Raw genomic sequence first — 16,807 nt, forward strand, 5'->3', positions numbered from 1 at the left:
GTGAGATGGAAATGGGAGAAAGTTTTTTTTTGTTTCAGGTTTCAGGCTTCTCACAGAAAGCAAGGAATACAAAGAATGGGATTGCTTCGCAATAGTTGTTTCCCACTAAGAAAGAAAGGCACGAAGCTTATGAAACCCGAAACTTCTTTTTACTACTGCTCCACTAGCCCCGATTGTAATGGAAAGCCTTGTGAAGGATTGTTGTATTTTTTCTTGGCAAAAAAAAGCGACCAACGGAAGCTCTTTTTTTGCCATAGAAAAAAACAACAAGACAAACAAGCTTGAAATGGAAAGCGGGAAATGGCTCCTGAAAATAAAAAAAATTATTCTTTCTTGGATTGTTCTACTTTATCTTTCCATGTTTTGCTGAGTTCGGTGTAGTCGATAGCAATTGCGGCGGGTTGACGTTGCAGTCGGCCATCATTAAATGCTTTAATTAGGATGCTTTCGATTAGAAAATCTTCTGTAACGTCGAATGGTTTGAATTCGGTTTTTAAATCAATATCAAAAAGCTTGGCTGTATTGTTGGACCAGAATGCTTTCCAACCACTTTTTAAATCCTTTATTAAGGTAAAGGTAGATTTGCCGGTTTGACGGTGGATCAGTTTTACTAAAATTTGACCTTCTTTTCGGGAAAGTTTTTTGAGTTGGCCTTCAAATTCCTTTTCCAAGTATTTTTCAACTATTTTGAAGTATTTCTTTTTTTCTTTCTCTGTTTTTAATTTGGCCATGTTATTATTCAACATCGTTAAATTATCGGCACCGGATTTTGCATACGGGTATACTTTTAGTACCCTACGTTGGAGCAGAAGAAATTTTCTTCTGTCTTCCTCTGCTTTGTTTCTACTTTTTCCGGTGACAACTACTTCATCCAATTCTAATGATGACCTTAGTATGGAATCATTACCAATCAAATAATAAATGACCGTAGAATCTTTTTTTGTCTCTTGGGCAAAACCAAAGTAACCTAAAAAAAGAAATAGAAAAGTAAAAACGTGTGACTTCATAGCTATTAAAAAGGTATGTAAAATTATAGAAATAACGGTAAATTATGCAATCTTATTTATAATTTAGCAAAAAAATATTGTATGGCTCCAAAATCTATTTTAAATTCAAAATCCCTTACTTTTTTAGAACAGTATTTAAACAATGCCTCCCCGACAGGCTATGAATCTGAGGGTCAAAAATTATGGATGGCTTATTTAAAACCTTATGTTGACACTTTTATCACAGATACTTATGGAACCGTTGTTGGGGTTATTAATCCCGACGCCCCTTATAAGGTTGTAATAGAAGGTCATTCTGATGAAATCTCCTGGTATGTGAACTATATCACCGATACCGGTTTGCTTTATGTTATACGCAACGGCGGTTCGGACCATCAAATTGCCCCTTCAAAGCGTGTCAATATTCATACCAAAAACGGAATTGTAAAGGGCGTTTTTGGTTGGCCAGCGATTCACACCCGAAATCGAGGGAAAGAAGAAACGGCACGAATTGACAATTTGTTTATCGATATTGGCTGTTCCACTAAGGAGGAAGTTGACAAAATGGGTGTGCATGTTGGTTGTGTTATCACCTACCCTGATGAATTTATGATTTTGAATGAAAATAAATTTGTTTGTAGAGCCATTGATAATAGAATGGGCGGTTTTATGATTGCAGAAGTGGCTCGATTGCTTCATGAAAACAAGAAGAAACTCCCTTTTGGATTGTATATTACCAATGCCGTTCAGGAGGAGGTTGGTTTGCGAGGTGCCGAAATGATTACCAATACCATTCGTCCGAATGTGGCGATAGTTACTGATGTTTGTCATGACACCACTACTCCAATGATTGAAAAAAAGATTGAGGGTGAGACACAAATTGGCAAAGGTCCCGTAATTACTTATGCTCCTGCGGTGCAAAATAATTTGAGAGAATTGATTATTGCTACAGCAGAAGCAAATACAATTCCGTTTCAGCGTTTGGCTTCGTCACGAATTACCGGTACAGATACAGATGCTTTTGCTTACAGCAACGGTGGTGTTGCCTCTGCTTTGATTTCTTTACCTCTGCGTTATATGCATACCACTGTAGAAATGGTGCATCGGGATGATGTTGAAAACGTTATCAAATTGATTTATGAAACTTTATTGAAAATAGAAAATAACGCCTCTTTTTCTTATTTCAAGTAAACCGGAACTGCCATTATGATAAATCCTTCTACTACGGGTTGGATCGAAAAATTTATAAGCAATTATTATTTGCCTGCACCATTGTCTACTATTGACGATGCGGGGTTTTATTCTACTATTCGAAAAACGGGATTTATCTATGGGCATGTAGTTGCTATTCCTACCCGAGAACCTCTGTTGTTTAAGGATTCGACTACTGAAGAAATTATTAAGATTGCTTTATTGAACAGTTTGTATGGTATTTTTGAGATTACCACTAAAAAATCAGACGAGCAAGCCTTCATTAAAGCTCTGTTGGATTTTTATACCGTTTTGCAACCTGAGAGTTTTAGTTTTTTAAAAAAGATACTTCCCACCGAAAACGATTCCCTTCGGTTAGAGAAAATTATTAATGAGCGTGTCAAAACCAACGACAACATTATTAATAAGAACTTTTCGCATATCGTTACGAATGCTTTATTGTTTATTGATGTTCTGGCTTTTCAAAAATACCTCATAGAAGGAGCTCTTTCTAAGAGTTACTTAAGAAAGTTTGAAGAGACCATTGTTAATACTGTAGCTCTTGCTTTAAAAAACAAGAGAAAAAAATCGCAGTATGATGATTTGCTGATTAAATTGTTTGAAAGTTCGGTACGCTACACCAAATATTCCAACAGCACCATTGATTCTTTGTCTAAAATTGATTTTTCGGCTGTAAAGAGTCCGTTAGAAAAGTATTATATTTTGGATTTGGTTGGCATGGCACTTTGGAGTGACGCAGTTTTAGAGCCTGCAGAGACTCTATTTTTTAATGAAATTGGGTTGTTGTTTCAACTAAATCCGGATTTTATTGCTGACAGTTATTTTGAAATTGACTTTTTTATTAAAAAACATAAAAAAGAGATTCCTTATTTCAATTTCTCGAATCCTATTAAGCATTTTTATGATCAGGCGACACAGAATGTGATTCTTTTGATTACGAGAAATAAAAGGCGTCTTCAAAAAGAGTTATCGGAGAGTAAGGAACTTGTTATTTTGTTGGCTGCTTCCACGCATAGGGAGTTGGATTCGTCTGAAAAAAAGAGGATGAAGAAGCAGTTGTTGGATGTTTGTAAAACTATCCCTTCTTTGACTATTTTTTTATTACCGGGTGGTGGTATTTTGTTGCCGTTGTTGATTAAGTTTATTCCGCAGCTGTTGCCTTCGACTTTTAATGAGAATTTGGATCAATGATGGAGGGGGTAATGGGTTTAAGGGTTTGAATTGTTTAAAAGTTTAAAAGTTTTTTTGCCACGAAGGGAAGAAGGCACTAAGTGGATTGGGTTGGATTGGGGAGCTTCGTTCCTGTTTTTTTGCCACGAATTACACGAATTAAAATGGATTTGTTTTTTGATAGTGACGCACTTGATTTGCACTTTGATATGGTGTAGATTCAAAATGACGTTGCTTTGGTGAACTTTTACATTGGTTTGATGAACTTTTACATTGGTTAGATGAGCTTTTACATTGGTTAGATTGCTATTGACATGACTTATATTGACATTGACGGTACCCAGGACGTTGTTGACGGGTGGCAGGTTGTTGTTGTCGGGAGGCAGATTGCTGTTGACATTGATTAAATTGACAATGACGTTGGTTAAATTGACGTTGACATTGATTAGATTGACGTTGACATCGCTTAGATTAGCATTGACATCGACCAGAACGGTGTTGACATCGCATTGTACGGGTTTGACATGGCTTAGTGGGGGTTTGACGTGCTTTTATGTGCTGTTTGAAAGTTTTTTGATTTTTTAGTTTTTAGATTTTTTAAGTTTTTTGGGTTTTGATTTTTTGATTATTTTAGTTTTTTGATTATAAATTACATTTTAATGCGACTGTGATGTGGTACTAGTAAAAAGAGGATTTTAATTATGAAAAAATTTACATTTCAATTTTATAGCAGCAACTATTTAATTAGGCCTATTCTATTTTGGTTAGTAGGTCCACTAATTTTAATGTTATTTATATTTATTTTCCAAGGGGCAAGTATTCCTATATTGATCAAATCTTATTTCATCACCGTATTATGGTTGATCCCTTTTATCCCTCTATGGCTTTTTATATTGTATTTTAATTACAAAAAACATAATGGTAATTCCATTTTACTAGTAACCGATAACTATAACAAATTCATTTATAAAGAGTTAAATAATGAATTTGTATTTGAAAAAAGTGAGATAGCGAAAATAGTTGTTTATTTGAGTTACCCAGAATATGAAAAGCACTTAATTACTGCTTTTTGGACTGAATATTATTATGTGAAAATTGTTTTAAAAAATAATACTAAAATTAAAATTACGTGTTTGTTGTGTGACACCCTAATTGATTATTTAGATGATGGTAAAATAATATATAAAAAGAAGTTTTTCCCCTTAATTTAAAGATCAAAGCAGTTAATTAAATTACATGTGTGTTTTTACTGTATCTATAATTTTTAATTGTTTTTCCAGGTTGTCAGTTTTAATTTCTACTTCCCAATTTGGTTTATTTTTTATGAATTCTGTCCACAATGAAAAATGTTTCTCAAAGTGATTTGTTGCATTAAGTTTGTCCAAATACAGAATTGCTTCCATTGCGTCTCTTTGTTCAAACCATAAATCGGGTTTTGTTAGGTAGTAGTCAAGATACAGATTTAAATAATCAACACACTTTGGCAAATTAAATGAAGCAAAGACCTTACAGTAAACCTTGCCGGCAAAAGCTACTTCACTTTTCAATAAATGCGTTCCTATACTATCAATGAATTGAGTTTGGTTGGTAATTGCAGCAAAAAAAGCTCCTGTTTGTCTACTACGCCAATTGAAGTCCCCAAGGTTTGTTTGTATGATATCCGTTGTGATTTCGTGTTTAATTGTAGTTAACTTATTTATCCATTCAGTGTTTGTATTACCGATATTAAGATAATATGGAATTATCCATCTGTCAATAAAATCTTTTTCTAACTCAAAGTTATTATTAAACGGCTTTAGGTCATCAAAGGGTGGCGTGTGTCGAATTGTCGCACCTGCTATGTGTAATTTTATTGCTTCGATTTCTTTGTTGTTCATTCTAAAGCCAACTATCAAGTTTATCAACCAAATATATACACTTTTTATGCTTTTAGGAAATCATTTGTGGGTAAGAGCGAGATTATGGCACTAGTGGAGGCATAAGCATTGTATGATATGGATTATGGGATCCTTTCCACCTCGGCGGACAGGCATTCGTCAGGACGACAAACTGGGCGTGATTAGCTTTGTGTGCCTTTTTCAAATTACAAAATCCTTACCTTAATGACATTGTGCTTGCATTAGCAACTAAAATTTAAACCCAAATAAAAAGCCACTTAAAAGTGGCTTTTTATTTTAGAATTTTAATTGGTATACTTCGTCTAACTCATCGTTGTTTTTGAAGTTGACTCCTAAGTCGGTGACGTAACCAGAATTTAGTCCGTACACCCACCCGTGGATGGTTAAATCTTGTCCTAATTTCCAAGCCGATTGTACGATGGATGTTTTTGCTAAATCAAAAACTTGTTCTTTTACGTTTAGTTCTACAAATTTATTGAAACGCTCTTCTTCATTTTCGATACTATCCAATTCTGCTTGGTTGAAACGGTAAACATCTTTGATGTGTCTGATCCAGTTGTCAATTATACCAATTGAACTGTTTCCCATTGCGGCTTTTACGCCACCACAACCGTAGTGACCGCAAACAATCACGTGTTTTACTTTCAAGGCATTTACTGCATAATCGAGTACACTCAACATGTTCATGTCGGAATGAATCACCATGTTTGCAATATTACGGTGCACGAAAACCTCTCCCGGTGCGGCTCCAATAATTTCATTTGCAGGTACGCGACTGTCAGAACAACCAATCCACAATAGTGGTGGGTTTTGACCTTTAGATAAATCTTTGAAAAACTCCGGGTCCAATTTCAATTTGTTTTCAACCCAATTTTTGTTGTTGTCTAGTATTTTTTTATAAAACTCGCTCATAGTATATATTGTTAAGATTAAATTAATTTTCGCCTTTAGTTTTTTTTGCAGCCATTTTTACATGTTGCCCATCATCCGTATTGTCTAAGTTGTAGGCCTTTTTAAAACCTACTAATTTTACTTTAATATTTTCCTCTTTCGCTCTAATATATTTAAATTCTTTTATCAAATCTAATACATCGTGAGCAATATAAACCGTATCTGAGGCATTAATTATTACTTTAGAATTTTCAGGTATTGTATTTAATGTATTTTTAATTGCCGCCTTATTTAAAAAAGAAACTTCTTGTGCTAAATCAATATGAATTTCATCACCATCATGGTATTCTTCTTTTCTAAATAAATAGGCTCTTTTATAATTTCCTCTCAAAACAAAGAAGATACTAATCAGCATACCGAGAGCGACACCTTTTAATAAATCCAAAAATACAACTGCCAAAACAGTTGCAATAAAAGGTATGAATTGGTATTTTCCTTTTTCCCAAAAATGCTTAAACATGCTTGGTTTTGCTAATCTGTAACCAATTAACAATAGAATGGCAGCTAACGTTGCTAACGGAATTTTATTCAAGAATGCAGCAATTGTCAATACACTAATCATTAATAAAAGTCCGTGTATAATTGCAGAAGCTTTTGTTCTTGCACCGGCGTTAGCATTTGCAGAAGATCGAACTACTACTGATGTCATTGGTAAACCACCAATTAAACCACTTAAAAAGTTACCAATACCTTGAGCTTTTAGCTCCACATTGGTATTTGTATATCTTTTGTAGGGATCCATTCTATCTGAAGCTTCAATACATAGTAAGGTTTCAATAGACGCTACTACAGCAATAGTGGCTGCTGCAATCCACATTTTGGGATTTGAAAATGTTTCTAACGAAAAATCAGGAAACAAAAACATTTCTTTGAACTCCAACAAAGTAGATGGTGTTGGCAATGCCACTAAATGGTCATTTGAGACTTGAAGCGGACTTCCTGTTCTGATAAAAATTTCATTTAGAATAATTCCTGAGAAAACAGCAATAAGTGCCGCAGGCACCAATTTTAATTTCTTTAGAGCTGGAACTTTGTCCCAACCAATTAAAATTGCTAACGCTACAGCTGTTATGATTATTGAACCATAGTTGATGTAATTGAACGCATCGATTAAGGTTTGAAACACATTAGATCCTCCGGCTTCAAAAAAAGAAGTATCACCTTCTGACACTTTATCATAGCCAACCGCATGCGGAATTTGTTTTAGGAAGATAATAATTCCGATACCTGCCAACATTCCTTCAATAACGTTAGTTGGGAAGTAATTGGAGATGCTTCCTGCTTTCAGAAACCCTAATATCAACTGGATTAAACCGGCCATAATTACGGCGGTTAAAAAAATGTTGTAGGCTCCCAAATCTGTAATTGCTGTTAAAACAATTGCTGTTAGTCCGGCTGCCGGACCTGTAACACTAATGTGTGATTTACTCAAAAACCCGACCACGATACCTCCAATGATTCCGGAGATAATACCGGAAAAGAGTGGAGCTCCGGAAGCTAAAGCAATTCCTAAACAAAGAGGAAGAGCTACTAAAAATACCACCAAACCTGATGCAAAATCAGATTTGAGGTGTGCCAAAAGATTTATTTTTTTTGTCATTTACCTTAAAAATATAATGTATGTATTAGTTTTAGTATTAAAAAATACGCCAATTAACCATTATACTTCGGGAGGTGGAGAGAATATTTCGTCTAAAACTTCATCGTGTTGGATGTTGTTTTCGGAAATTATTTTTTTGGAAGCTTGTTGTTCTAACTTTAGTGTAAAAACTTCTTTGTTGTTTTTAATAACATCTTTTATTTTGAATGTTTTGTGCGTTTCTTCTTCTTCAGACAGACTAAAGACCAAAGATAAGTCGGCATCTTTATTCATATACCCGATAATAGAAGGCAAAGAAATAAAAGACACGAACAAAAAAAGCACAATGGACACCAAAATTTTCATTACTGCAAAAATAGATTTTTAGGAGGTCAAAACCGAATAATAGTGTTAATTTTAATTAAAATTTAACTACATTTCTTCTTCTAACCATGCCTTCATCATCCAAATTGTTTTTTCTTGCTCCTTGATAAAATCACTCATCATTGCATTTGTTCCTTCGTCATTTGCTTCATCAGACTGACTTAAAATTACACGTTCAATTTTAAGTAGCTGACTAAGAGACAAAACAATCAAGTTTACTGCTTCTTCATCTTTTGAAATATTGAAACCCACTTGCAATTTATTGTTTTTAATATAATCTTCAAAAGTATGTAGTGGTATACCTCCGAGCGTTAAAATTCGTTCTGCAATTGAATCAATTTTTAATTGACTGTCATTATACAATTCTTCAAATTTAACATGTAAATCAAAGAAACGTCTTCCTTTAATATTCCAGTGCAAGCCTCTCAAATTTTGATAATATACTTGGAAATTAGCCAATAAAATATTTAATTCTGCTGCGAGAATTTCTGCCTTTTTACTCTCTAATCCGATACTGTTCGTTTTCATAATTACTGTTTTTATTTACTTTAAATTTACAAAAAAATTACCGGTTTGTATTATAATTAAAATTGATTGTTTTTATATTTGCATCAAATTTAACTATATCATGACTATAACTCAATTACATTATGTGTTAGCCGTTGCAGAATACAAGAATTTTACTTTAGCGGCAGAAAAATGTTTTGTTACGCAACCTACTTTAAGCATGCAAATACAAAAAATTGAAGAAGAATTGGGTATTCAAATATTTGACAGAAGTAAAAAGCCCATTCAACTTACTGACATTGGATTAAAAATTGTGTCACAAGCAAAAAATATTGTGAATGAAGCCAATAGGATAAAAGATATTGTTGATCAACAAAAAGGGTTTGTTGGTGGTGAATTCAGGTTAGGAATCATTCCCACGGTAATGCCTACATTATTACCTATGTTTCTAAATAATTTTATAAAAAAGCATCCGAAAGTTAACCTAATTATTGAAGAATTAAACACTGATGAAATCATTCATAAATTAAAGAATGGTCATTTGGACGCCGCTATTGCTGCCACACCATTGGAAGAAATTAGTCTTAAAGAAATTGTTTTGTATTATGAACCGTTTGTGGCCTATATTCCGGATGGACATGTAAATTCAAAATTAAAAGAAATTGAAGTTTCAGATTTAAACCTTCAAGAAATTTTACTTTTACAAGATGGCCATTGCTTTAGAGACGGTATTTTAAACTTATGTAAGAATGTGAATGGATCAAACGACACTATTAATACTTTTCAAATTGAAAGTGGCAGTTTTGAAACTTTGATTAAATTAGCCGATGAAGGTTTAGGCACAACACTACTTCCCTATTTGCATACGTTAGACTTAAACGAAAAAAACAAAACTAAGCTACGTCCTTTTAAAGACCCGAAACCGGCACGAGAAGTGAGTTTAATTTTTCCTAAGAGTGAATTGAAGCTTCAAATAATCGAAGCTCTCAGAGACTCTATTTCAGGAATCATTAGAGGTGCAATTGCTTTTCAGGACATTCAAATTATCAGTCCGAAAACAAAGAAATAAAAAAAGGAGCCGTTTAAGCTCCTTTAGTTTTATAATTCTACGTAATTTAAACAATAAGTCAATTCGGGTTTCTCTTTTGTGTAACTCAATAGCCAATCGCGTAATTGTTCCAATTCATAAGGCAGTAATTGTTTGATTGCTTTTTCAAGTTCTTTACAAAACAGTTTAGGGTCAAAACTAACGCTTTCAAGAATTTTCTTCGTGTAAGCAAACATTGGTCTTGTCATAAAATTAGTTTTAGTAGTTGGGTATAATAAGAACACAACTCAAAAATATTTAAAAAATTGTGTGAAGCCGAAAAATAAACAAAAAATTAACTTCAGTTGTTATCGATTATCTCCGTCTAACAAGTCGCCCAAGCCTCCCAAAATGCTTCCTTCTCCTTTGCGTTTTCCACCTGCTTGAGGAGCCGCAGCCCATATTCTACCAGCCAATCTGCTAAACGGTAACGATTGAATATAAGCGGTTCCGGGACCTTTTAAAGTGGCAAAAAACAAGCCTTCTCCACCAAAAATAGTATTTCTTATTCCTCCTACAAATTGAATATCATAATCAACCGATTGAGTAAATCCGACAATGCAACCTGTGTCCACTTTTATCATTTCTCCGGATTGTAATTCTACTTTTGCCATGGTTCCGCCTGCATGAATAAAGGCAAAACCACTTCCTTCTAGTTTTTGCATGATAAACCCTTCCCCACCAAAAAGTCCGCGGCCTAATTTTCTTGAAAATTCTACACCGATTTTTACGCCTTGATTGGCACATAAAAACGCATCTTTTTGACAAATGAATTTTCCTCCTATTTCATTCAGATTAATTGGAAGTATTTTTCCGGGATAAGGAGATGCAAATGAGATTTTCCGAGCGAGTGAGTGCTGATTTTGAAAAAGTGTCATGAATAAACTTTCGCCAGTTAGCCATCTCTTTCCGGCAGAGAAAACTTTATCCATAAAACCTCCGGCATCGCTCCCATCTCCTAAAATGGTTTTCATATTGATTCCGTTTTCCATCATCATGAATCCGCCGGCTTCAGCAATTACGGACTCTGAGGGGCTTAATTGAATTTCAACATATTGCATTTCTTCACCATAAATGGTGTATTCCATAACTTTATACATGTTTGTAATTTTATATGATTGAACATTTATTATTTGTATGTCGCTCCTTTGGGGCTGAATCATTCAAATTGGAGATTTGCGGTTACAAAAATGTATCACATTTTCCTCCCTCTCAACATTTCCCGTTTTCCCGGAGGTCCGGCTAATTTTTCAATTTGGAAACCGGCTTCAATCATGGCTCTTTTTATGGGTCCGCGACACGCATAAGTGACTAACATTCCTTCCTTTTTTAAGGCCATATACATTTTTTTAAAAATATCCACACTCCACAATTCCGGTTGCACCCGAAATCCAAAAGCATCAAAATAAATCAGGTCAAATTGATTTTTGTCGTCAATATCTTTAAAAAATTGCTTGCGTTTTGTTAGACTATAAGTTGGAGAAAATGTTACAGCTTTATTCCATTCTGCTTCATGAAATAATTTAAAGACGTTGTTAAATTCATTTGCATTCAAGGCTTCCGGATAATTCATTTGCATAACTTCTTCCATAGCAACCGGATATGCTTCAACCCCAACATATTCAATGTTTTGACCTGATTGTTTTGCTTCTAAAAAAGTAATAAACGCATTGAGCCCTGTTCCAAATCCAATTTCTAAAATTGAAATTGATTTTTCATTACAGCATGAAAACCCGTTTTTTATAAATACATGTTGGGCTTCCTGAATGGCTCCGTGTTTGGAGTGATAGCTTTCCCCCCATTCCGGAATGTGAATGGATGTGGAGCCATCAGTTGTTATAAAAATTTCTCTTTTCATGGTAAAAAAAAATGTAACCCGAAAGTTACATTATTTTGTGGTAATTACTAATTTTTTTATTCTGGGAATCGGGCCGCCACATTTTACTTCGTGGCATCTTATACAAGCTTGAATGGCATTGTTATAATGTGTTTCTGCATTTTCAGGATCGGCATAAATTTGTTCCTGAGCTTTCAAAAACAAGACCGATTGTTCTTTAAAAAAGGCATCGTTTTCCGAAGGATCGGTCATGATTGAACTGTGAATTTTTGAAAAATGCGTTGGAAATTCACCTACCTCTTCCCCGTTTATGATTCGGTTTTTCAATCGTTCGTTGTCCACATACATTTGCTCCATAAGCAATGCCATTTCTGACATGTTATACATTTCAAAGTTTTTCTTTTCGGTAGTAGTGGTTTCCTTATCCGGTTCTACTGCAGGTGTCTCTTTGCAGGAGCTAAAAACTACTACCAATAAAAGGACAAGCAGGTTATTTATGTTATTCATTATTCTTTAATTAAAACACCGTTGGCCGTAAAAGAATAGGTTACTTCCGGTTCTGTGATGGCATCAATTTCTTCTTGGGATTTTCCGGCATCTTTGGCATAATGTTTCAAAACATCCACCGACTCCACAGAAACAAAAGCTTTACCATTCATAATCGCTTCGCTTCCTGCGGCATTTAGCGGCATAAAAAATCCGTAATCTTTAAAGCGAATGAAGGCCTTTTTATCTTCCCCTAAATCCACATTCATCCAACATCCTTTCTTTTGACATACGTCTTTGATTACAGAAGCAAATTTTACTTCAATGGTATCCCCTTCTTTTAAATTGGTATATTTATCTAGAAGTTCTTCTTTAGTTAATGTTCCTTCTGCCGTAATGCTATCTCCAAAAGAAGCATAGGCAAATTCAGGTGTAACTTCGGTTGGTTCGTTTTTTTTGCATGCCATTAAACTTGTGACAACTAAAAGCGATAAAATAATTTTTTTCATTTTCTATAATTTTTATACGATGCTGCAAAAATAAACAGAATAGTCAAATCAAATCCTAAAAGTCTAACTATTTTGTAAATTATCTAAAATTTAGAATCAGTATTCATTATGAAATTGCCGTAAAAACCAAAGGTGATTTTCAAAATAGTAACCGAAATAGCCTAAAAAACTATTTAATTTTTTTACTTTAGCAAAATCTGAACAATTCAATCAGTCAAAAGTTGTTTATGAGGCATAACCGCCTAAAAAACAACCAATTATCAGCATATAATATAAAATAAAACCATTTTAATGACTTCAAACACTACCAACGAAATCGATATAGTTAGGGCTTCGACCTCAAAAATAGACGCTGTTGATTTTGAAAACCTCACTTTTGGAAACATTTTCACGGACCACATGCTTATTTGTGATTATAAAAATGGAGCCTGGGAAAAACCGCTTATAAAACCTTATGAACCTTTTTTAATTGACCCTTCGGCCAAAGTTTTTCATTATGGACAAGCCATCTTTGAAGGTATGAAGGCCTACAAAGATGAAAACGATGCTGTTTGGTTATTCCGTCCCGATGAAAACCACAAACGTTTCAATCATTCTGCCAAGCGATTGGCGATGCCGGAAATACCGGAAGAAATTTTCATCAATGGTTTGCATGAAATTTTAAAAATTGAAAAAGATTGGGTTAAAAAAGGAAAAGGCAACTCTTTATATATTCGTCCGTTTATGATTGCGATTGGAACGGGAGTTATAGCACAACCGTCGACACAATATCGTTTTATGATTATTTTGTCTCCTGCTCGTTCTTATTATTCGGGAGAAGTGAAAGTAATCATTGCGGAACATTACAGTAGAGCGGCAAATGGCGGGATTGGAGCTGCAAAAGCGGCAGGAAATTATTCTGCTCAATTCTACCCTACCAAACTGGCTAATGAAAAAGGGTTTCAGCAAATTATTTGGACCGATGATGCTACGCATACCAAATTGGAAGAAGCCGGCACGATGAATTTGTTTTTTAGAATAAAAGACACCTTATATACGGCACCTACGAGCGAACGAATTTTGGATGGTGTTACCCGAAAAAGCTTGATTGAAATTGCGAAAAAGGAAGGCATTGCAGTAGAAGTACGTTCTGTATTGGTCTCCGAACTTATTGAAGCGTCAAAAGACGGTTCGTTAATGGAAATCTTTGGAGCGGGCACTGCTGCCGTTGTTAATCCTGTTGTTGGATTTTCGTATCAAGATACCTATTATGAGATACCCAAATTAGAAAATTCTTTTGCGTTGTTGCTAAAAGAAAAATTAACTAATATTCAGTATAAAATTGACGACGACACTTTTGGTTGGACGGTCAAGGTAAAGTAAATTAAAATCCTCTTGAAAAAGAGGATTTTTTTTATCTAAAAATCTCCTCAAAATTAGGTCGGAAATAATTGGGTCCTTTCATCACTTTGCCGTCTTCTCTGTAAATGGGTTTACCATCTTCGCCGAGTTTGCTCATGTTACTGCGTTGTATTTCGTTGAAAACTTCTTCAATTTTGTGTTGCAAACCGTGTTCGATGATGGTTCCGCATAAGATGTAGAGCATGTCACCCAAGGCATCGGCCACTTCTACAATGTCATTATTCATGGCGGCTTCGAGGTATTCCTCATTTTCTTCTTTCATTAAATTGTACCGCAATAGGTTTTTATTTTCACCCAAATGTACAGAAGGTTGTTCTTTATGTCCGATTTGAAAAGCCGTATGAAATTCGATCACGGCATTAATTTGTTCTTTCATAGTTTGCAGTTTATAGGAATGCTTAAAATTAATGCATTTCCCGATAGCTAAATTGCTTTGGTTTAAAAAACAATTAACTACTTTTGTTGAAAAGTAATTTTATCCCATGTTTACAAAAGGACAACTCATTTTTGCTGTTTTATTTGCGATCACTTTTATTGGTGTACTCATTTACTCCTATCGAAAAGATGTAAAACTGCATCGCTTTCATTTTAAAGGCAGTGGTAAAGTTGTCATTGGATTCCTGTTGTTCATTGCTTTACTTTTTGTGATTAAATATTTTCTAAAAAAATAAGACCTCCTAAATTTCCATTCTGATGCGAATTATAAAATATATTTTGATGTTGTTGGTGTTGCTTTTTGCAGCGGCTGCTATTTTTGTTTACACCCAAAATGGTTTGTTTGAAGTTGAAAAAAGCAAAACTATTGCTTTTCAAAAAAACGTCATTTTTAACTATGTCAACGATTATTCAAATTGGCCCTCTTTTTTGGTTTTATATGCTGAGGATGCCAAAGCTCCCACAAAACAGTCTGATATAACTTATGGTGAAGCGTCATTTGCAACGTGGGATGCCATTTCGTTTGCTACCGAAAAAACTACAGCTTACGATTCAATTACTCAAAACCTGAATTGGAATGGAGCTAAAATAAGTTCGCAATGGCATTTTTCCACAGCACAAAAGAACACTAAAGTTTCGTGGAAAATCAAAGGGAATCTAGGTTTCAAAGAACGTTTTTTAAAACTCATCGGTTTGGGTAGTTTTAGAACAATTGCCAGAGACATGAGCAAAACGTTGGATCAGCTTGACAAGGTGTTATTGGCCGAACTCAATCATTTTGAAATTACCGTAAACGGAATTGTGGAAGTGCCGGAAATGGCCTTTCTACAACAAATGAAATCTGTTGCAAAAGCCGATTTTTATGCCAATATGCCTTCCTATTTGTCGAAAAGTGCTACCTTTTTTGAAGAGTTCCAACTGGAAATGAGCGGAAATCCATTATGCTTTTTTGAAAGTACCCCGACGGACAAAAAGGAAATGCAGGTAAAAATGTGTTATCCTATCAACGAGGAAATTTTTACAAGTCCTGAAAGTGAAATCACTTATGGCAAGAGCGAACGTTTTCAGGCGGTTAAAGCGACGTTTACCGGTGATTATTTGCATATTGAAAAAGCTTGGGCAGCACTGTTAGCTTATTGCAAAACCAATAACATAGACCTTGCTAATCCGTCACAGCATTTGGAAATTTATGTGCAAAATTATTTGCAATCTAACAAACCTTCACATTGGGTAACGGAGCTATATCTGCCTATTCGGACTAGTAATCCAATTCCGCCACCTCCTGTTATTACAGAACAATTGGACTAATCAACGAGAAAGTTTCGTAATTTTTAAACCTTTTACATTTGAGAAAGTCTAAACTGTCAAATACGGATTTTGAAAGACGAAAAAGAAATTATTGCGGCCCTTTTAGACCCAAAAACTCAAAACAGGGCTTTTGAGCAGCTTATTCTTGACTACCAAAAACCGCTTTACAGTCATATCAGAACCATTGTTTTAAATCACGATGATACCGATGATGTGTTGCAAAACACGTTTATAAAAGTTTTTCGCAATATTCATACCTTTAAAGGGGAAAGCAAATTATTTTCTTGGATTTACAGAATTGCTACTAATGAAGCGATAACGTTTATCAATAAAAGAGCTAAAATGAACACCATCAGTTCTGAAGAAGTTCAAAACAAACACCTCAACAATTTGGAATCTGATGTCTATTTTGAAGGCGATGCCATTCAACTACAACTTCAAAAAGCGATAGCCACATTGCCTGAAAAGCAGCAATTGGTCTTTAAAATGAAGTACTTTCAGGAGATTAATTACGAAGAATTATCGGAACTACTTTCCACTTCGGTGGGAGCTTTAAAGGCTTCGTATCACCATGCGGTGAAAAAAATTGAAGAATACATGAACACCCATTAAACTTTTACCTAAAAATTAAGTCTTACCACTATGAGCGATTTTAAATTAGATAACCATCCTAAAATAAACCCCGGATTCAAAACTCCGGAAGGATACTTTGATGCATTGCCCGAAAAGATTCTTTTGAAGTTGGAACAACAACCAAAAGTAATTCCTTTTTATAAAAAAGCAGTTTTTCAATTGGTTGCAGCGGTTTTACTTCTGGCGGTGCTTTTGCCTATCGGAATAAAAACTTTGCCTTTTTCGACTTCCGATGAAATTAATAGTGAAGCCATTGAGCATTATTTAAGCTACACCAGCGATATGTATTCTTATGATTTACTAAGTCTATTGAGTGAAGAGGAAGTGAAAAATATGGAAGTTGATTATGAAATTGAACCCAGTGCACTCGAAAACACATTATTACAAAACAGCAATATTGATATTTATTTACTAGATTAAACTA

General features: G+C 34.6%; 20 protein-coding genes. 8 read left to right on the plus strand and 12 right to left on the minus strand.

Translation table 11 applies throughout. The annotated features are described in order from the left end of the window. Nucleotides 1–323: 323 nt before the first annotated feature. Nucleotides 324–1,007 (minus strand): DUF4294 domain-containing protein, encoded by a 684-nt coding sequence (locus B3L86_RS09810; RefSeq protein ID WP_291118346.1) that lies wholly within the window; start codon nt 1,005–1,007, stop codon nt 324–326. A gap of 81 nt (nt 1,008–1,088) precedes the next feature. Here B3L86_RS09810 and B3L86_RS09815 point away from each other — a divergent pair, with 81 nt between their 5' ends. The 3 genes from B3L86_RS09815 (at nt 1,089) to B3L86_RS09825 (ending at nt 4,579) form a co-directional block, all read left to right on the plus strand. Further along, a complete protein-coding gene (locus B3L86_RS09815; protein WP_291118348.1) occupies nt 1,089–2,177 on the plus strand; it encodes a M42 family metallopeptidase in 1,089 nt (362 codons plus the stop codon). Nucleotides 2,178–2,192: 15 nt separating this feature from the next. Then, nucleotides 2,193–3,389 (plus strand): LETM1-related biofilm-associated protein, encoded by a 1,197-nt coding sequence (locus tag B3L86_RS09820; RefSeq protein WP_291118350.1) that lies wholly within the window; start codon nt 2,193–2,195, stop codon nt 3,387–3,389. A 680-nt stretch (nt 3,390–4,069) separates the two neighbouring features. Beyond that, complete coding sequence (locus B3L86_RS09825) at nt 4,070–4,579, plus strand: hypothetical protein (RefSeq protein ID WP_291118352.1); 510 nt, start codon at nt 4,070–4,072, stop codon at nt 4,577–4,579. Between the two features lie 21 nt (nt 4,580–4,600). On the opposite strand, the gene B3L86_RS09830 is transcribed toward B3L86_RS09825, so the two are convergent. The 5 genes from B3L86_RS09830 to B3L86_RS09850 all read right to left on the minus strand — a co-directional run bounded on the left by B3L86_RS09830 (nt 4,601) and on the right by B3L86_RS09850 (nt 8,708). After that, entirely contained in the window at nt 4,601–5,245 is a 645-nt protein-coding gene (locus tag B3L86_RS09830) for a DUF6000 family protein (protein WP_291118354.1), read from the minus strand. 297 nt (nt 5,246–5,542) lie between these two features. Further along, entirely contained in the window at nt 5,543–6,178 is a 636-nt protein-coding gene (gene can / locus B3L86_RS09835) for a carbonate dehydratase (protein ID WP_291118357.1), read from the minus strand. 22 nt (nt 6,179–6,200) lie between these two features. Continuing rightward, a complete protein-coding gene (locus B3L86_RS09840) occupies nt 6,201–7,817 on the minus strand; it encodes a SulP family inorganic anion transporter (protein ID WP_291118358.1) in 1,617 nt (538 codons plus the stop codon). A gap of 60 nt (nt 7,818–7,877) precedes the next feature. Continuing rightward, nucleotides 7,878–8,090 carry a hypothetical protein gene (locus B3L86_RS09845; protein WP_291118359.1) on the minus strand — a complete coding sequence of 71 codons (213 nt, stop codon included), beginning with the start codon at nt 8,088–8,090 and terminating at the stop codon, nt 7,878–7,880. Nucleotides 8,091–8,228: 138 nt separating this feature from the next. Beyond that, on the minus strand, nt 8,229–8,708 hold the full coding sequence (locus B3L86_RS09850) for a Dps family protein (RefSeq protein ID WP_291118361.1): 480 nt from the start codon (nt 8,706–8,708) through the stop codon (nt 8,229–8,231). Between the two features lie 100 nt (nt 8,709–8,808). Here B3L86_RS09850 and B3L86_RS09855 point away from each other — a divergent pair, with 100 nt between their 5' ends. Continuing rightward, nucleotides 8,809–9,756 (plus strand): LysR substrate-binding domain-containing protein, encoded by a 948-nt coding sequence (locus B3L86_RS09855; RefSeq protein WP_291118363.1) that lies wholly within the window; start codon nt 8,809–8,811, stop codon nt 9,754–9,756. A gap of 29 nt (nt 9,757–9,785) precedes the next feature. Here the strand turns inward: B3L86_RS09855 and B3L86_RS09860 are convergent, their stop codons facing one another. The 5 genes from B3L86_RS09860 to B3L86_RS09880 form a co-directional block, all read right to left on the minus strand. Further along, entirely contained in the window at nt 9,786–9,983 is a 198-nt protein-coding gene (locus B3L86_RS09860; RefSeq protein ID WP_188363041.1) for a hypothetical protein, read from the minus strand. A 99-nt stretch (nt 9,984–10,082) separates the two neighbouring features. Then, nucleotides 10,083–10,874 (minus strand): TIGR00266 family protein, encoded by a 792-nt coding sequence (locus B3L86_RS09865; protein WP_291118365.1) that lies wholly within the window; start codon nt 10,872–10,874, stop codon nt 10,083–10,085. 95 nt (nt 10,875–10,969) lie between these two features. Then, nucleotides 10,970–11,632, minus strand: coding sequence for a tRNA (5-methylaminomethyl-2-thiouridine)(34)-methyltransferase MnmD (gene mnmD, locus B3L86_RS09870; RefSeq protein WP_291118367.1), 663 nt, complete (start codon nt 11,630–11,632; stop codon nt 10,970–10,972). 30 nt (nt 11,633–11,662) lie between these two features. Then, entirely contained in the window at nt 11,663–12,118 is a 456-nt protein-coding gene (locus B3L86_RS09875) for a hypothetical protein (RefSeq protein WP_291118369.1), read from the minus strand. Next, nucleotides 12,118–12,606 (minus strand): DUF4920 domain-containing protein, encoded by a 489-nt coding sequence (locus B3L86_RS09880; protein ID WP_188363038.1) that lies wholly within the window; start codon nt 12,604–12,606, stop codon nt 12,118–12,120. Before B3L86_RS09880 ends, B3L86_RS09875 begins: the two co-directional genes overlap by 1 nt. A 291-nt stretch (nt 12,607–12,897) precedes the next feature. Here B3L86_RS09880 and B3L86_RS09885 point away from each other — a divergent pair, with 291 nt between their 5' ends. Continuing rightward, nucleotides 12,898–13,968: a branched-chain amino acid aminotransferase gene (locus B3L86_RS09885; RefSeq protein ID WP_291118371.1), complete on the plus strand. Its 1,071-nt coding sequence runs from the start codon at nt 12,898–12,900 to the stop codon at nt 13,966–13,968. Between the two features lie 31 nt (nt 13,969–13,999). On the opposite strand, the gene B3L86_RS09890 is transcribed toward B3L86_RS09885, so the two are convergent. Further along, a complete protein-coding gene (locus B3L86_RS09890; RefSeq protein WP_188363036.1) occupies nt 14,000–14,383 on the minus strand; it encodes a nucleoside triphosphate pyrophosphohydrolase family protein in 384 nt (127 codons plus the stop codon). Nucleotides 14,384–14,700: 317 nt separating this feature from the next. Between B3L86_RS09890 and B3L86_RS09900 the strand changes: the two genes are divergently transcribed. From B3L86_RS09900 to B3L86_RS09910, 3 genes are all read left to right on the plus strand, one after another. Beyond that, the gene (locus B3L86_RS09900; RefSeq protein ID WP_291118376.1) at nt 14,701–15,750 is read left to right on the plus strand and encodes a GyrI-like domain-containing protein; all 1,050 of its coding nucleotides are present in this window, start codon (nt 14,701–14,703) and stop codon (nt 15,748–15,750) included. 69 nt (nt 15,751–15,819) lie between these two features. Further along, entirely contained in the window at nt 15,820–16,362 is a 543-nt protein-coding gene (locus B3L86_RS09905; protein WP_188363034.1) for an RNA polymerase sigma factor, read from the plus strand. Nucleotides 16,363–16,392: 30 nt separating this feature from the next. Next, nucleotides 16,393–16,803 carry a hypothetical protein gene (locus tag B3L86_RS09910; RefSeq protein WP_188363033.1) on the plus strand — a complete coding sequence of 137 codons (411 nt, stop codon included), beginning with the start codon at nt 16,393–16,395 and terminating at the stop codon, nt 16,801–16,803. Nucleotides 16,804–16,807 lie beyond the last annotated feature (4 nt).

This window comes from Flavobacterium sp. UBA6135 (assembly GCF_002428305.1).
Taxonomy (GTDB): domain Bacteria; phylum Bacteroidota; class Bacteroidia; order Flavobacteriales; family Flavobacteriaceae; genus Flavobacterium.

What these genes read in the sequence shown, in the direction of transcription:
- B3L86_RS09810 (WP_291118346.1), bottom strand. Translation starts at nt 1,007, where the DNA reads ATGAAGTCACACGTTTTTACTTTTCTATTTCTTTTTTTAGGTTACTTT.
- B3L86_RS09815 (WP_291118348.1), top strand. Translation starts at nt 1,089, where the DNA reads ATGGCTCCAAAATCTATTTTAAATTCAAAATCCCTTACTTTTTTAGAA.
- B3L86_RS09820 (WP_291118350.1), top strand. Translation starts at nt 2,193, where the DNA reads ATGATAAATCCTTCTACTACGGGTTGGATCGAAAAATTTATAAGCAAT.
- B3L86_RS09825 (WP_291118352.1), top strand. Translation starts at nt 4,070, where the DNA reads ATGAAAAAATTTACATTTCAATTTTATAGCAGCAACTATTTAATTAGG.
- B3L86_RS09830 (WP_291118354.1), bottom strand. Translation starts at nt 5,245, where the DNA reads ATGAACAACAAAGAAATCGAAGCAATAAAATTACACATAGCAGGTGCG.
- can (WP_291118357.1), bottom strand. Translation starts at nt 6,178, where the DNA reads ATGAGCGAGTTTTATAAAAAAATACTAGACAACAACAAAAATTGGGTT.
- B3L86_RS09840 (WP_291118358.1), bottom strand. Translation starts at nt 7,817, where the DNA reads ATGACAAAAAAAATAAATCTTTTGGCACACCTCAAATCTGATTTTGCA.
- B3L86_RS09845 (WP_291118359.1), bottom strand. Translation starts at nt 8,090, where the DNA reads ATGAATAAAGATGCCGACTTATCTTTGGTCTTTAGTCTGTCTGAAGAA.
- B3L86_RS09850 (WP_291118361.1), bottom strand. Translation starts at nt 8,708, where the DNA reads ATGAAAACGAACAGTATCGGATTAGAGAGTAAAAAGGCAGAAATTCTC.
- B3L86_RS09855 (WP_291118363.1), top strand. Translation starts at nt 8,809, where the DNA reads ATGACTATAACTCAATTACATTATGTGTTAGCCGTTGCAGAATACAAG.
- B3L86_RS09860 (WP_188363041.1), bottom strand. Translation starts at nt 9,983, where the DNA reads ATGACAAGACCAATGTTTGCTTACACGAAGAAAATTCTTGAAAGCGTT.
- B3L86_RS09865 (WP_291118365.1), bottom strand. Translation starts at nt 10,874, where the DNA reads ATGTATAAAGTTATGGAATACACCATTTATGGTGAAGAAATGCAATAT.
- mnmD (WP_291118367.1), bottom strand. Translation starts at nt 11,632, where the DNA reads ATGAAAAGAGAAATTTTTATAACAACTGATGGCTCCACATCCATTCAC.
- B3L86_RS09875 (WP_291118369.1), bottom strand. Translation starts at nt 12,118, where the DNA reads ATGAATAACATAAATAACCTGCTTGTCCTTTTATTGGTAGTAGTTTTT.
- B3L86_RS09880 (WP_188363038.1), bottom strand. Translation starts at nt 12,606, where the DNA reads ATGAAAAAAATTATTTTATCGCTTTTAGTTGTCACAAGTTTAATGGCA.
- B3L86_RS09885 (WP_291118371.1), top strand. Translation starts at nt 12,898, where the DNA reads ATGACTTCAAACACTACCAACGAAATCGATATAGTTAGGGCTTCGACC.
- B3L86_RS09890 (WP_188363036.1), bottom strand. Translation starts at nt 14,383, where the DNA reads ATGAAAGAACAAATTAATGCCGTGATCGAATTTCATACGGCTTTTCAA.
- B3L86_RS09900 (WP_291118376.1), top strand. Translation starts at nt 14,701, where the DNA reads ATGCGAATTATAAAATATATTTTGATGTTGTTGGTGTTGCTTTTTGCA.
- B3L86_RS09910 (WP_188363033.1), top strand. Translation starts at nt 16,393, where the DNA reads ATGAGCGATTTTAAATTAGATAACCATCCTAAAATAAACCCCGGATTC.